This is a genomic window from Streptosporangium sp. NPDC002721, from assembly GCF_042888905.1.
Lineage (GTDB): Bacteria > Actinomycetota > Actinomycetes > Streptosporangiales > Streptosporangiaceae > Streptosporangium.
This window is the reverse complement of sequence record NZ_JBIAQI010000008.1, coordinates 263920-277781: the sequence shown is the minus strand read 5'-3', so window position 1 is coordinate 277781 and position 13862 is coordinate 263920. Positions and strand designations below refer to the sequence as shown.

Below are 13862 nucleotides of genomic sequence, written 5' to 3'. Positions count from 1 at the left end.
GGGCCTGGTCGTGGGGAGGGTGTTTCGTGGTTCTCGGCAGACCCTGGGAGCCGGATTCCGGCTCCGGCCGCGGGGGCGGCTCATCACTCGGCACGGTGTCGGAACTCACAGCGGCCGGACGCTCCGGCCGGGCGCACGAGGCTCGTGGGATCGACCGGGTCGACCGGGTTCACCGGGTTCCCCTCGGCGCGGGGCCCGTCACCGGAGCGATGATCTCCCGGTTCGGACCATGGGGCGGGGACCAGCGGTTACGGTGGCCACATGGCCGGCCATGACCCCCGCTGGGTGCTCAGGGACCGTCCGTCGGTCACGCTGATCGTCGGGCTCGTCCTGGCGGGACTGTGCGCCCTGGTGTCGTTCTCCTTCGACGTGCTGAACGGCGACCCCGTCTACTTCTTCATCGCGCTGGGCCTCGCGCTGGCGCCGGTCCCGGTGCTGCTGGCCGCGGTGCTGGCGCTCGACCGGATCGAGCCCGAGCCGCGCGGCAACCTGCTCTTCGCGTTCGCCTGGGGCGCGGGCGTGGCGGTCCTGGTCGCCGGAGTGATCAACTCCTTCAACCTGATCTACATCGAGAACGCCGCCCAGCTGGGCTACGACTACGCGCGCAACCTCACCGCCACCTTCGGCGCCCCGGTGGTCGAGGAGACGATGAAGGGCCTGGTCCTGCTGGGCCTGCTCAGGTTCAAGCGCGCCGAGCTGGACGGGCCCACCGACGGCATCATCTACGCCAGCATGGTCGGCCTCGGCTTCGCCATGAGCGAGAACGTCAGCTACTACGTGGCCGCGCTCGACGAGCTGGGCGCGCAGGGCCTGGCGGTGACCGTCGTGCTGCGCGGGATCCTCTCGCCGTTCGCGCACCCGCTGTTCACCTCCATGATCGGTGTCGCGGTGGCGTACGCGGCGCAGCGCCGGGGGCCGGGCCGGATCTTCGTCATCGCCGCCGGCTGGGTCGGCGCGATGCTGCTGCACGGCATCTGGAACGGCTTCGCCACCTACGTCGGCATCGGCGGCCTGGCCATCGCCTACCTGCTGCTGATGACCGTGCTGTTCGTGCTGATCTGGATCATCTTCCGCGACCGCAAGCGCATCATCGCGCTCATCCAGACCTACCTGCCCGCCTACTGGGCGACGGGGCTGGTGTCCTCGCGCGACGTCGAGATGCTCTCGTCCCTGCCCGGCCGCCGCCAGGCTCGGCAGTGGGCCCTGAAACACGGGGGCAGGAAGGCCCTGCGGGCGATGAGCGACTACCAGCTCGCGGCCACCGAGCTCGGGCTGCTGCACGAGCGGGCCAGGGGCCACGTGATCGACGAGCGCACGTTCAACGAGGAGCAGCGGGCGCTGCTGGAGTGCATGGCCGGTGCCCGCGCCCTGTTCCCCGCGCCGTCCGCGACCGGGAACGCCCCGGCGGGCCACGCCTCGGCTCCCTATCCGCCGCCCGACGGCCCCGGCCGCCCGCCGCAGGGCGGGCCGTTCAGCGGGTGAGGTTCCCGCACAGGTGGGACGCGGCCCCGGTTGTTCGCCGTTCGCCGTTCGCCGTGAGATGTGCCACAGAGGGCGCCGGGTTCACTCCCGCCGGAGCGCGGTCTCCAGGGTGATCTCGCGCGGCCCGGGGAAGACGGGCGCCGAGTCGAGGAGCACGGAGTCGACGAGCCCCTTGGCCGAGGCGAGGAACTCGCGGGCGGCGAGGCCGTAGGTGGACACCCACCGCTTGGAGGAGTCGTCGCCCACGCCGAAGGTGTCGAGGCCCGCCGTGCGGCACAGGGTGACCGCCCTGGGCAGGTGGAACACCTGGGTGACCACGGTGACCTTGGAGGCGCCGAACACCGTACGGGCCCGGACGCACGAGTCCCAGGTGTCGAAGCCCGCGTAGTCCAGGACCAGCGCCCCGGCCGGTACGCCGCGCGCCAGCAGGTAGTCGCGCATCACGGTCGGCTCGTCGTACTCCCTGCGGCTGTTGTCGCCGGAGAGCAGGATCGCCTCGACCCTGCCCGCCCGGTAGAGCTGCGCGGAGATGTCCAGCCGCCTGGCCAGCATGGGGGAGGGGGTCTCCCCGACGACGCCCGCCCCCAGCACCAGCGCCACCGGGGCCTCGGGAACCCCGGCCACCCAGCCGGGGGAGGAGTCGGCGACAGCCCGGTGGCCGGAGCTGGACAGCCAGGCCCAGGTGATCGGGGTGACGGCCAGGACGCTCAGCAGCACGACGCCCTGGTAGCAACGCCGCATGGTCGTGCGTGACAACGACATCCGATCATTGTCCAGCCGTACGGGGACGGCGTCGAGTGCGGACGGCGTCCGGGGGCGGCGGCCGGAGGCCGGGAGCAGGGGAGCTCAGACGCGGACGGTGTCGAGCCCGCCGCCGACCTTCTCCGGGACCTCCCGCGACCCGCGCGGGCCGGTCGCGAACAGCGCCCGCAGCGCGCAGAGCCAGACCAGGGTCGCGCCGAGCACGTGCAGGTTGACCAGCGCCGCGGGCACGCCCAGGAAGTACTGGACGTATCCGACGACCCCCTGCGCCGCCTCCACGGCCAGCAGCGTCCACGCGGCCCGCCGGGCGTACCCGGGCGCGTCGGTGATGTGCAGCGCGAACGCCAGCGCGAAGGTGAGGCCGACCACCACGTAGGCGACGTCGGCGTGGATCCTCGCCACGGTCTCGATGTCGAAGCCGAACCGGGAGGCCATCTCGTCCCCGGAGTGCGGCCCGGTGCCGGTCACCACCACGCCCACGACGAGCAGGACGAACACGGCCGCGACGAGCGCGAAGGCGAGCGTGCGGACGTGGCGGTGGACCCGCTGCCGAGGCACGCCCTGGCCCTCGCCCTGGCCCTGGCCCTGGCCGGCGCGGGCGTACAGCGCGTACGCCGCGGCGATCATGCCTATGGAGACCAGGAAGTGCACGCTCACGGTCACCGGGTTGAGCGCGCTGCGCACGACCAGGCCACCCCAGAGCCCCTGGAAGGCCACGCCGATCGGCTGCAGCCAGGCCAGCCTGACCAGGTCGGGGCGGCGGGGCGCCAGCCGCAGGGCGGCGACCAGGCAGGCCACGCCGACGGCCAGCACCAGGAAGGTCAGCATCCGGTTGCCGAACTCGATCGCCATGTTCAGCGGGGAGATCTCGGGGTGGGCCACCGGGGTGAAGCTCTCCGGCGTGCACCGGGGCCAGGTGGGACAGCCCAGGCCCGACCCGCTGACCCGTACCGCGGCGCCCGTCACCGTGATCCCGATGTTGACGACGACCGCCGCCAGGGCCCAGCGGCGCAGGGTGAGGAGGGTCGGCGGCCCCACGATCCGCGCCGCCTTCGCGGCATGCCGGAGGGGCCGGTCAAGGAGGTGGTTCACGGCTCACATGCTAGGTGGCGAGGTGCGCGGTCCCGCCTCGGACCCCGGGTACCGGCCACCTGCGCGGGCCGCCCGCCCTCGGGACGGCGTGCCGTACGGGCCGGTGGGTAGGGGTGCGCTTGGGCCGGAAGCAGGGAGGATGTCCGTTTTGGTGCATTGATCCAGTAGAAGGTATGTGACATAGTACTGGCGAGCCCGAGGCGCGGGAGCGAGGTGGAACATGCCGGACGTCGTGGTCGTCGGCGCCGGGGTCGTCGGCGCCGCCTGCGCCTACTACGCCGCCCGCGCGGGGCTGGACGTGGTGGTCGTCGACCGGGGTGCGGTGGCGGGCGGTACGACGGGCGCGGGTGAGGGCAACATCCTGGTCTCCGACAAGGAACCGGGACCCGAGCTCGACCTGGCGCTGCTCTCCAACCGGCTCTGGCGGGACCTGGCCGGGACCGGCGAGGCCTACGGCAGGGGAGGCCTCTCCATCGGCGGACCCGGCACCGGGGACGGGCCGGGAGGCGCCGGAAGGGGCGCGGCGGGCGGGGGGTTCGAGTTCGAGGCCAAGGGCGGCCTGGTGGTCGCCGAGACGGACGAGGTCCTGGCCGCGCTCACCGACCTGGCGGCCAAACAGGGCGTCGAGCACGTCGCCGTCGCCCCGGCGGAGCTCGCCGGCTACGAGCCCCACCTGGCGGGAGGGTTCGCCGGGGGAGTGTTCTACCCGCAGGACGCCCAGGTGCAGCCCATGCTGGCGGCGGCCAGGCTCATCCGCGGGGGCGCCGAGCGGTTCGGCCACGGCGCCCTGATGCTGCGGACCGGCGTCACGGTGACCGGCTTCGTCCGCGACGGCGGCCGGGTCGCCGGCGTCACCACCGACCACGGCGACATCCTCGCCGGAGCCGTCGTCAACGCCGCGGGCACCTGGGGCGGCGAGATCGCCGCGATGGCCGGGGTGCGCGTACCGATCCTGCCCAGGCGCGGCTTCATCCTGGTCACCGAGCCCCTCGCCGGGCCGCTCGTCAGGCACAAGGTCTACACCGCCGCCTATGTCACCGCGGTGGCCAGCGACTCGGAGGGGCTGGAGACGTCGGCCGTCGTGGAGAGCACCCCGGCGGGGCCGGTGCTCATCGGGGCCAGCCGCGAGCGGGTCGGCTTCGACCGCACGGTCTCGGTCCCGGTGCTCGAACGTCTCGCCCGCCAGGCCGTGGAGCTGTTCCCCGCCCTGGCCGCGTACCGGGCGATCCGCGCCTACTGCGGCTTCCGTCCCTACTGCCCGGACCACCTTCCGGTGATCGGGGAGGACCCCAGGGCGCCCGGCCTCTACCACGCGTGCGGCCACGAGGGGGCGGGCATCGGCCTGGCCCCGGCCACCGGCCACCTGATCGCCCAGCTCCTGGCCGGTGTCCGCCCCGACCTGGACCTCGCCCCCTTCCGCCCCGACCGCTTCGCCGAGGAGGCGCCTTGACCTTCTCGGAGAGCCGGGGCCTTCACGACGGAGGTGCCCGATGAGGGATCCGTACCGCCTGGTGGGGGCGCGGCCCGAGCCGGGGTTCGAGATCAGCGTGGACGGCGTCCCCGTCCCGGTGGTCCCCGGCCAGACCGTCGGTGCCGCCCTGCACGGCGCGGGTGTCCTCTCCTGGCGCGCCACCAGGTTCGGCGGGCGCCCGCGCGGGCTGTTCTGCGGCATCGGGGTCTGTTTCGACTGCCTGGTCACGGTGAACGGGACCCCGTCCCTGCGCGCCTGCCTCACCGAGGCCCTTCCGGGAGACGTGGTGACCACCGGCGACATTTCCGGCGGCGAGGGGGAGGGGTGAGCGGCCGATGACGCGGATCCACGACCTCGCCGTCGTCGGCGCGGGCCCCGCCGGGGTCGCGGGCGCGCTCACCGCCGCCCTGTCCGGGCTGGACGTCGTGCTGGTCGACGGGGCCGCCAGGCCGGGCGGCCAGTACTTCCGGCACCCCGCCGAGGGGTTCCGCGCCACGCGGCCCGGCGCGCTCCACCACGGCCTCGGTAAGTTCACCCGCCAGTGGGAGACGCTCCGCGAGCGCGCCGAGGTGCTCCTGCGCCACCGGGTCTGGGCGGTCGAGCGCGCGGACGGGACGGTCACCGTACGGTGCCTGGAGGGTGATCGCGAGGAGCGGCCCCGCACGGTGACCGCGCGCGGGTTGCTGATCGCCACCGGCGCGCACGACCGGCCGCTGCCGTTCCCCGGCTGGGACCTGCCGGGGGTGCTCACCGCGGGCGGCGCGCAGGCGCTGCTCAAGGGCGACCTGGTCCTCGCGGGAAGCAGGGTCGTGGTCGCCGGTACCGGCCCCTTCCTGCTCCCCGTCGCCGCGGGCCTGGCCGGAGCGGGGGCCCGGGTGCTCGGCGTCCACGAGGCCGGCGGCGGGCTCGGGCTCGCCAGGCATCCGCTGCTCGCCCTGGGACGCGCCGGTGAGGCCCTCGGGTACGGAGCGCGCCTGGCCCGCCACCGGATCCCCTACCACCGCCGCGAGGCGGTGATCGCCGCGCACGGCGACACCGCGCTGACCCACGTCACCGTGGCACGCCTGGACGGCGACTGGCGGCCGGTCTCGACGAGGACCGTCGAGTGCGACACCCTCGCCTTCGGCTACGGGTTCGTCCCCCAGCTCGACCTGCCGGTCCAGCTGGACTGCGAGACCCGCCGCGACCTCGACGGCGGCCCGGTCGTCGCGGTCGACGCGGGCATGCGCACCAGCGTGCCCGGCGTCTACGCGGCGGGGGAGTCCACCGGCGTCGGCGGGGCCGCGCTCGCCGAGGTGGAGGGACGCGTCGCGGGCAGGTCCGCCGCCGCCGACCTCGGCCGTCCCGTGCCGCCCGACCCGGCCCTGTCCCGCCGCAGGGACCGGCTCGCCGCCTTCGCCCGCGCCCTGCAGGAGGCCTATCCGGTAAGGCCGGGCTGGCGGGAGTGGCTGCGCGACGACACGCTCGTCTGCCGCTGCGAGGAGGTGCCCCTGTCGGCCGTACGGGAGGCACAGGCCATGGGGGCCGTCGACGCGCGTTCCGTCAAGCTCCTGGCCCGGCCGGGGATGGGGTGGTGCCAGGGCAGGATGTGCGGCTACGCGATCGCCTGCCTCGCGGGCGAGGACCCCGCGCCGCCCCGGCGCCCGATCGCCCAGCCCGTCAGGCTCGGCGACCTCGCCGCGCGCCCCCTGCCCTCCCCGGACCGGCCGGAGATCCTTTCGGACCCGGACCCGGACCCGGACCCGGACCCGGACCCGGACCCGGAACCGCACCGGCTGGAAAACCCCTCGGAAGGATGAAGCATGACGACTCCCGCGAAGCCCTGGCACGGCGTGACCGTGGCCACCGCGCTGCCCCTGAACGCGGACCTGTCCGTCAACCTGGACGGCTACGCCGAGCACTGCCGGTGGCTGGTCGCCTCCGGGTGCGACGGCGTCGTGCCGAACGGGTCGCTGGGCGAGTACCAGACGCTGACCCCCGAGGAGCGGGCCTCGGTCGTGGAGACCGCGGTCGCGGCCGTCGGCGGTGACCGCGTCATGCCGGGGGTCGCCGCCTACGGCTCCCTGGAGGCCAGGCGCTGGGCCGAGCAGGCGGCCGAGGCCGGGTGCCGCGCGGTGATGCTGCTCCCGCCGAACGCCTACCGCGCCGACGACAGGACCGTGGTGGAGCACTACCGGGAGGTGGCACGGGCCGGTCTGCCGGTGGTGGCCTACAACAACCCCTTCGACACCCGGGTCGACCTCACCCCCCGGCTGCTCGCCACCCTGCACGCCGAGGGTCTGATCGTCGGGGTCAAGGAGTTCAGCGGGGACGTCCGACGCGTCTACGAGATCGCCGAGCTCGCCCCCGGGCTGGACGTGCTGGCCGGGGCCGACGACGTGCTGCTGGAGCTGGTCACCGCCGGGGCGGTCGGCTGGGTGGCCGGATACCCCAACGCGCTGCCCGAGTCGACCGTGGCCCTGTACCGCGCGGCCGCCTCGGGGGACCTGGCCACCGCGCTGCCGCTCTACCGCGCGCTGCACCCGCTGCTTCGCTGGGACTCCAGGCCGGTGTTCGTCCAGGCCATCAAGCTCTCCATGGACCTGGCCGGGCGAGACGGCGGCCCGTGCCGCCCGCCCAGGCTCGGCCTCGTCCCCGAGCAGGAGGCCGCCGTGCGCGCCGCCACGGAGAAGGCCCTCGCCGAGGGCCTGCGGTAGACCGTCCCGCACCTGTGAGTCTCGCACCTGTGAGGAGAGTCGGATGAGAACGAAGAGGGTCTTCCACGCGGTGGACTCCCACACCGAGGGCATGCCCACCCGGGTGATCACCGGTGGGGTGGGGGTCATCCCCGGCTCGACCATGGCCGAGCGGCGTGAGTACTTCCTGGCCGAGATGGACCACATCCGCACCCTGCTCATGTACGAGCCGCGCGGCCACTCGGCGATGAGCGGGGCCATCCTGCAACCGCCCACCCGGCCCGACGCCGACTACGGCGTGCTCTACATCGAGGTGTCCGGCTGCCTGCCCATGTGCGGGCACGGCACCATCGGCGTCGCCACCGTCCTCGTCGAGACCGGGATGGTCGAGGTCGTCGAGCCGGTCACCACCATCCGGCTGGACACCCCGGCGGGCCTGGTCGTCGCCGAGGTCAGGGTCGAGGACGGCGCCGCCACGGAGGTGACCATCACCAACGTGCCCTCCTTCGGCGCGGGGCTGGACCGCGTGGTCAAGGTGCCCGGCATCGGGGAGGTCTCCTACGACCTCGCCTACGGCGGCAACTACTACGCGATCCTGCCGATCGAGTCGGTGGGCCTGCCGTTCGAGCGGTCGTACAAGCAGGCGATCCTCGACGCGGGGCTGGCGATCATGGCGGCGATCAACGAGTCGGACGAGCCGGTCCACCCGCTGGACCCCGGCATCCGGGGCTGCCACCACGTGCAGTTCACCGCGCCGGGTTCCGACGCCCGGCACTCGCGGCACGCGATGGCGATCCACCCCGGCTGGTTCGACCGCTCGCCGTGCGGCACCGGTACCAGCGCCCGGATGGCCCAGCTGCACGCCAGGGGCGAGCTCGCGCTGGACACCGCCTTCGTGAACGAGTCGTTCATCGGCACCCGCTTCGTCGGCCGGCTCACGCGGGAGACGGAGGTGGCGGGCCTGCCCGCGGTGGTCCCGGCGATCACCGGGCGGGCGTGGGTCACCGGCACCGCCCAGTACTTCCTCGACCCCCGCGACCCGTTCCCCGCGGGTTTCCTCCTTTGACCATCTGACGTTCCGACCGCTTCCACAGCTCTGACGGCTTCGACGGCTTCGACGGCTCTGATCCGCCAGGCCCGGCCGCCGGGCCGCCGGCCGCCCGCTTCCCGGTGGTCCGGCCGGTGGCAGCTTCGGTGCGCGACGGCTCGTCAGGCCGCTGATCGCCCGGTTTCGGCCCGAGCGGCCGGGACCGTTTCCCACGAGGGGTCGCGACCGCAACCCCCGTACCGAGAAGTCCTCGCGGGGAACGGTCCCGGGCGCCGCCCGCCCCGCTCCGAGCTGCGAACACGCCGCTCCTTCCGGGGGCGTTCCCGGCAGGCCGCGACTTGCCGAAGAAACGGCGTCTTAACGCTAACGGTCTTGTTTCGGCCCTTGACGCGTACCTGCATTGCGCATGCAATATCACACACCACCGGACGTGAGGAGCCGCGCATGCGCGCCACCCCCCTGAAGTGCTTCACCTCGCTGGCCGTGCTCGGTCTCCTGGTCACCGGATGTGGCCAGGGACTGCTCGGTGACGGAGGCGGAGGCCAGACGGCCGCCGCGAAGGACGAGCCGATCGTCCTCGGCATGCTGATCCCGCAGTCGGGCAGCGAGGCCGCGATCGGTCCCTACATGAGCAACGCGGCGCAGCTCGCGATCGACGAGATCAACGCCAAGGGCGGTGTGCTCGGCCGGAAGCTGGAGCTGAGGACCGCCGACGACGCCTGCGACGCCCAGTCCGCGGCGGCGGGCGCGAACAAGCTGGTCACCGAGGGGATCGACGTCTCCGTGGGCGGCTACTGCTCCGGTGCGACGCTACCCACCCTGCCGATCTTCGGCAAGGCCGGGATCCCGATGATCATTCCGGCCGCCAACTCCCAGGAACTGGTCGACCAGAAGCTCAAGCACGTCTTCCTGATCAACGGCACGGGCTCCCAGCAGGCCGCGGCCGCGGAGAAGTGGATCGCCAAGCAGGGGTCCAAGAGCGTCGCGCTGATGCACGACAACACCAGCTACTCCAAGGACATCGCGCTGCGGACCCAGACCCTCCTGGAGGCTCCCGACGGGGCCGAGGCCGTGATCACCGAGGCGGTCACCCCCAAGGAGAGCGACTACAGCGCCAACATCACCAACGTGCTGGCCAAGAAGCCCGACTTCGTCTACTGGACCGGCTACTTCCAGGAGGGCGGCCTGATCGCGCGCCAGCTGCGGCAGGCCGGGTACAAGGGCTCCATCATGGTCGGCGACGGCTCGGTCTCCCCCAAGCTGATCGAGATCGCCGGGGACGAGGCCGCCGAGGGGCTGTACGCCACGATGACCCAGACGCCCGACACCCTCGAGGGCGCCGAGGGCTGGATCGAGGCGTACAAGAAGAAGTACTCCGCCGAGCCGGGCCCGTACTCCAACCAGGCCTACGACGCGGTGCGGCTGGCCGCCGAGGCGGTCACCAAGGCGGGCGCCACCGACGGCGAGAAGGTCATCGCGGCGCTCGAGGCGATCGACGGCTTCTCGATGTTCTCCGGGCCGCTGAAGTTCACCCCCGAGCACACCCTGGCCAACGGCGGCTTCCAGATCCTCGTCGTCAAGGGCGACAAGTTCGCCCTGCAGGACGCCCTCCAGTGACGCAGCTCGTCTGGAACGGTTTGTTCGTCGGCTCGTTCTACGCCCTGGTGGCCCTGGGCTACAGCATGGTCTACGGGATCATCAAGCTGCTCAACTTCGCCCACGGGGACCTGTACATGCTGGGGGCGTTCGCCGGCTTCGCCATCCTCGGCGCGGTCGGCGGCGTGTCCTCCTCCATGGCCCTGCCGCTGCTGCTCGCGGTGCTCCTGGCGACCATGGTCGCCACCGGCCTGGCCGGGGTGGCGCTGGAGCGGATCGCCTACCGCCCGCTCCGCCGCGCCCCGCGGCTGTCCCTGCTGATCACCGCGGTCGGGGCCTCCTTCGCCCTGGAGTACGGGATGCGCGCGGTGGCCGGGGCCGACCCGAGGGTCTACCCGGTACGGCTGGGCGGCACCTCGCTGGAGATCCTCGGGGCCCGGCTCACCGTGCAGCAGGTCGTCCTGATCGGCGTGGCGGTGCTCCTCATGGCCGGGCTCAACCTGCTGGTCACCCGCACCCGCGAGGGCCGGGCCATGCGGGCCATCGCGCTGGACCCGCGCACCAGCGCGCTGATGGGCATCGACGTCAACGCGGTGATCTCCCGGACCTTCTTCATCGGCTCGGCGCTGGCGGGGGCCGCGGGGGTGATGGCCGGGGCCTACTACGGGAAGATCGACTTCATGATGGGCTTCCTGATCGGGCTCAAGGCCTTCACGGCGGCCGTCATCGGCGGCATCGGCAACATCCCCGGCACGATGCTCGGCGGGCTGCTGCTCGGGCTGCTCGAGTCGTTCGGCACGTTCTGGCTGGGCGGCGAGTGGCGCGACGTGTTCGCCTTCGGAGTGCTGATCCTGTTCCTGACGGTACGGCCCACCGGTCTGCTCGGCGAGCGCGTCACGGAGCGCGTATGAACGGGACGACCGGACCCGCCGAACCCACAGGACCGGCCGGGCCCACCGGAGCCGCCAAGAACGCCGGGCCCACCGGAGCCGCCAAGAACGCCGGACCCGCCGGACCCGCCGGACCCGCCGGTTCCGTCGGGACCAAGGTCCGCCGCCGTGGCACCGACCGGCCGCCCAGCCGGGCGTCGAGGCTGCTGCAGAACCGGTGGGCCGGGATCGCCGGGCTGCTGATCGCGCTGCTGGCCCCCTTCGTCAACGCCACGCCGTACGCGCTGTCGGTCATGACCAGCGCGGCCATCGCCGTGATGCTCGCCGCCGGGCTGAACATCGTGGTCGGCTACTGCGGCCTGCTCGACCTGGGCTACGTCGCCTTCTTCGCGGTCGGCGCCTACACCAGCGGCGTGCTGGCCACCCGCTTCGACCTGCCGCTGCTCGCCACGGTGCCCGCCGTGCTCGTGGTCACGGTCCTCGCCGGGATCGTCATCGGCGCCCCCACCCTGCGCCTGCGCAGCGACTACCTCGCCATCGTGACCCTGGGTTTCGGGGAGATCATCCGGATCACCGCCAACAACCTGGACGTCACCGGAGGCCCCTCCGGCATCTACGGGATCCCGCACCTGGTCGAGCATCCCGCGGTCTTCTACTACGTCACCGTGGCCGTCGTCTCGCTGGCCGTCCTCGGCGCGGCGCGGCTGGGCCGCTCCCGCCTGGGCCGGGCCTGGCGCTTCGTCCGGGAGGACGAGGACGCCGCGGAGGCGATGGGCGTGCACACCTACCGGGTCAAGCTCGCCGCCTACATCGCCGGGGCGGTCTGGGGCGGTCTGGCCGGGGTGCTGTTCGCCGCCCAGCTGTCGGCCATCTCACCGGGCAGCTTCACCTTCCTGTCGTCGGCGCTGGTGCTCATGGCCGTGGTCCTGGGCGGCATGGGCTCGGTGCCCGGCGTCGTCGTCGGCGCCGTCGTGATCAGCGTCCTGCCGGAGATCCTGCGCGACCTCGCCGACTACCGGTTCTTCCTGTTCGGCGTGCTTCTCATCGTCTTCATGCTCCTGCGACCGCAGGGAATCTGGCCGGCCCGTTCCAAGGAGGTCCCGTGAGCCTGCTGAGCGTGGACGGCCTGCGCCTGACCTTCGGCGGGCTGGTGGCCATCGACGGCCTGTCGTTCTCGGTGGACGAGGCGGAGATCGTCTCCGTGATCGGGCCCAACGGGGCGGGCAAGACGTCGGCCTTCAACTGCGTGACCGGCTTCTACCGGCCGACCTCGGGCCGGATCACCCTGCGCGGCAGGGACCTGCCGGGGATGCGGCCCTCGGCCATCGCGGGCCTGGGCGTCGCGCGGACCTTCCAGAACCTGCGCCTGTTCGGCGAGCTGTCGGTCCTGGACAACGTGCGCGCCGGATCGCACCTGTGGCTGCGCCAGAGCGTCCTGGACGCCCTGCTGCACACCCCCCGCTACCGGCGCTCCGAGCGCGAGTGCACCGAGCAGGCCCACCACTGGCTGGACTTCGTCGGCCTGCGCGGCGACCGGTACGGGCAGGCCCGCAACCTCCCCTACGGCGAGCAGCGTCGCACGGAGATCGCCCGTGCCCTGGCCCGCCGCCCCGACCTGCTGCTGCTGGACGAGCCCGCGGCCGGGCTCAACCACGGCGAGAAGGCCGAGATGCTCGACCTGATCCGGCGCATCCAGGCGCTGGGGGTGGCCATCGTGCTCATCGAGCACGACATGGGCCTGGTCATGGAGGTCTCCGAGCGCGTGGTCGTGCTCAACTTCGGCCGGGAGATCGCCGACGGCCGCCCCGAGGACGTCCGGCGCGACCCGGCCGTCATCGAGGCCTACCTCGGCGGCGACGCCACCGCCGCGAACGACGAAACCGACGGGGCCGACGAAACCGACGGGGCCGCGGGAGAGGAGAGCGCGGGGAAACAGGCCCCGGGGAGAGGGACCGCGGGAGAAGCGGGAGAAGCGCGTGCGGCCGGGGGAGACGCCAATGCTTGACATCGACGGGCTGGACGTCCACTACGGCGGCGTGCACGCCCTGCGCGGCCTGTCGCTCGGTGTCGCCGAGGGGGAGATCGTCGCCCTGCTGGGCAACAACGGCGCGGGCAAGACCACCACGCTGTCCGCGGTCTCCGGGCTGCTGCGGCCCTCCGGCGGCACGGTGGTCTTCGACGGGAAGGCGATCACCAGGGAGAAGCCGCACCGGATCACCGCGCGCGGCCTGGTGCACGTCCCGGAGGGCCGCAGGATCTTCAGCACGCTCAGCGTGCACGAGAACCTGCAGCTGGGCGGCTACCTGGTCCGCGACCAGGCGGAGATCCGCACGCGGATCGAGCGCGTCTACGAGCTGCTGCCCCGCCTGGCGGAGCGGCGCGCCCAGCAGGGCGGCACGCTGTCGGGCGGCGAGCAGCAGATGCTCGCCATCGGCAGGGCGCTGGTCACCGGGCCCCGGCTGCTGCTGCTCGACGAGCCCTCCATGGGACTGGCACCCCTGGTGGTCGCCTCGGTCATGGAGCTGATCGCGGGGATCAACGCCCAGGGCACCTCGGTCCTGCTCGTCGAGCAGAACGCCGTGGCCGCCCTGGGGATCGCCCACCGGGGCTACGTGATCGAGAACGGCGAGTGTGTCCTCGACGGGCCCGCCGCCGAGCTCCGCAGGGACCCCCGGGTGGTCGAGGCCTACCTCGGCGGGCTCCGGGGGAGCGAGCGGGGATGACCGGCGGGCCCGCCCGCGGCGCCGTACCCTCCGGATCGGCCCCCGGGTGTGCGGAGAGGTACGGACGGCCTGGGAAGATGTGGAGGTGGCGGGTTCCGCCGATCAGGCGTGGACGCGAGCGAC

13 protein-coding genes are annotated in these 13862 nt (G+C 73.1%); 11 read left to right on the top strand and 2 right to left on the bottom strand.

The window, feature by feature from the left end; all coding sequences use genetic code 11:
• Positions 1-261: 261 nt before the first annotated feature.
• Positions 262-1482: a PrsW family intramembrane metalloprotease gene (locus tag ACFYWM_RS13540; RefSeq protein ID WP_389913428.1), complete on the top strand. Its 1221-nt coding sequence runs from the start codon at positions 262-264 to the stop codon at positions 1480-1482.
• A gap of 81 nt (positions 1483-1563) precedes the next feature.
• On the opposite strand, the gene ACFYWM_RS13535 is transcribed toward ACFYWM_RS13540, so the two are convergent.
• Entirely contained in the window at positions 1564-2244 is a 681-nt protein-coding gene (locus ACFYWM_RS13535) for a vancomycin high temperature exclusion protein (protein ID WP_389913425.1), read from the bottom strand.
• Positions 2245-2328: 84 nt separating this feature from the next.
• Positions 2329-3336 carry a heme A synthase gene (locus tag ACFYWM_RS13530; protein ID WP_389913422.1) on the bottom strand — a complete coding sequence of 336 codons (1008 nt, stop codon included), beginning with the start codon at positions 3334-3336 and terminating at the stop codon, positions 2329-2331.
• Positions 3337-3556: 220 nt separating this feature from the next.
• Here ACFYWM_RS13530 and ACFYWM_RS13525 point away from each other — a divergent pair, with 220 nt between their 5' ends.
• From ACFYWM_RS13525 to ACFYWM_RS13480, 10 genes are all read left to right on the top strand, one after another.
• Positions 3557-4786 (top strand): NAD(P)/FAD-dependent oxidoreductase, encoded by a 1230-nt coding sequence (locus ACFYWM_RS13525; RefSeq protein WP_389913419.1) that lies wholly within the window; start codon positions 3557-3559, stop codon positions 4784-4786.
• Between the two features lie 40 nt (positions 4787-4826).
• Positions 4827-5135: a (2Fe-2S)-binding protein gene (locus ACFYWM_RS13520; protein ID WP_389913416.1), complete on the top strand. Its 309-nt coding sequence runs from the start codon at positions 4827-4829 to the stop codon at positions 5133-5135.
• A 7-nt stretch (positions 5136-5142) separates the two neighbouring features.
• On the top strand, positions 5143-6606 hold the full coding sequence (locus ACFYWM_RS13515; protein ID WP_389913413.1) for an FAD-dependent oxidoreductase: 1464 nt from the start codon (positions 5143-5145) through the stop codon (positions 6604-6606).
• A 3-nt stretch (positions 6607-6609) separates the two neighbouring features.
• Complete coding sequence (locus ACFYWM_RS13510; RefSeq protein ID WP_389913410.1) at positions 6610-7503, top strand: dihydrodipicolinate synthase family protein; 894 nt, start codon at positions 6610-6612, stop codon at positions 7501-7503.
• Positions 7504-7546: 43 nt separating this feature from the next.
• Positions 7547-8548, top strand: a complete 1002-nt coding sequence (locus tag ACFYWM_RS13505; RefSeq protein ID WP_389913407.1) for a proline racemase family protein — start codon at positions 7547-7549, stop codon at positions 8546-8548.
• 426 nt (positions 8549-8974) lie between these two features.
• Positions 8975-10147 (top strand): branched-chain amino acid ABC transporter substrate-binding protein, encoded by a 1173-nt coding sequence (locus ACFYWM_RS13500; RefSeq protein WP_389913404.1) that lies wholly within the window; start codon positions 8975-8977, stop codon positions 10145-10147.
• Positions 10144-11037 carry a branched-chain amino acid ABC transporter permease gene (locus ACFYWM_RS13495; protein WP_389913401.1) on the top strand — a complete coding sequence of 298 codons (894 nt, stop codon included), beginning with the start codon at positions 10144-10146 and terminating at the stop codon, positions 11035-11037. The genes ACFYWM_RS13500 and ACFYWM_RS13495 overlap by 4 nt, the downstream gene beginning before the upstream one ends.
• Positions 11034-12122, top strand: coding sequence for a branched-chain amino acid ABC transporter permease (locus tag ACFYWM_RS13490; RefSeq protein WP_389913398.1), 1089 nt, complete (start codon positions 11034-11036; stop codon positions 12120-12122). The genes ACFYWM_RS13495 and ACFYWM_RS13490 overlap by 4 nt, the downstream gene beginning before the upstream one ends.
• Positions 12119-13021 carry an ABC transporter ATP-binding protein gene (locus ACFYWM_RS13485; protein WP_389913395.1) on the top strand — a complete coding sequence of 301 codons (903 nt, stop codon included), beginning with the start codon at positions 12119-12121 and terminating at the stop codon, positions 13019-13021. The genes ACFYWM_RS13490 and ACFYWM_RS13485 overlap by 4 nt, the downstream gene beginning before the upstream one ends.
• A complete protein-coding gene (locus ACFYWM_RS13480; RefSeq protein ID WP_389913392.1) occupies positions 13014-13739 on the top strand; it encodes an ABC transporter ATP-binding protein in 726 nt (241 codons plus the stop codon). Before ACFYWM_RS13485 ends, ACFYWM_RS13480 begins: the two co-directional genes overlap by 8 nt.
• Positions 13740-13862 lie beyond the last annotated feature (123 nt).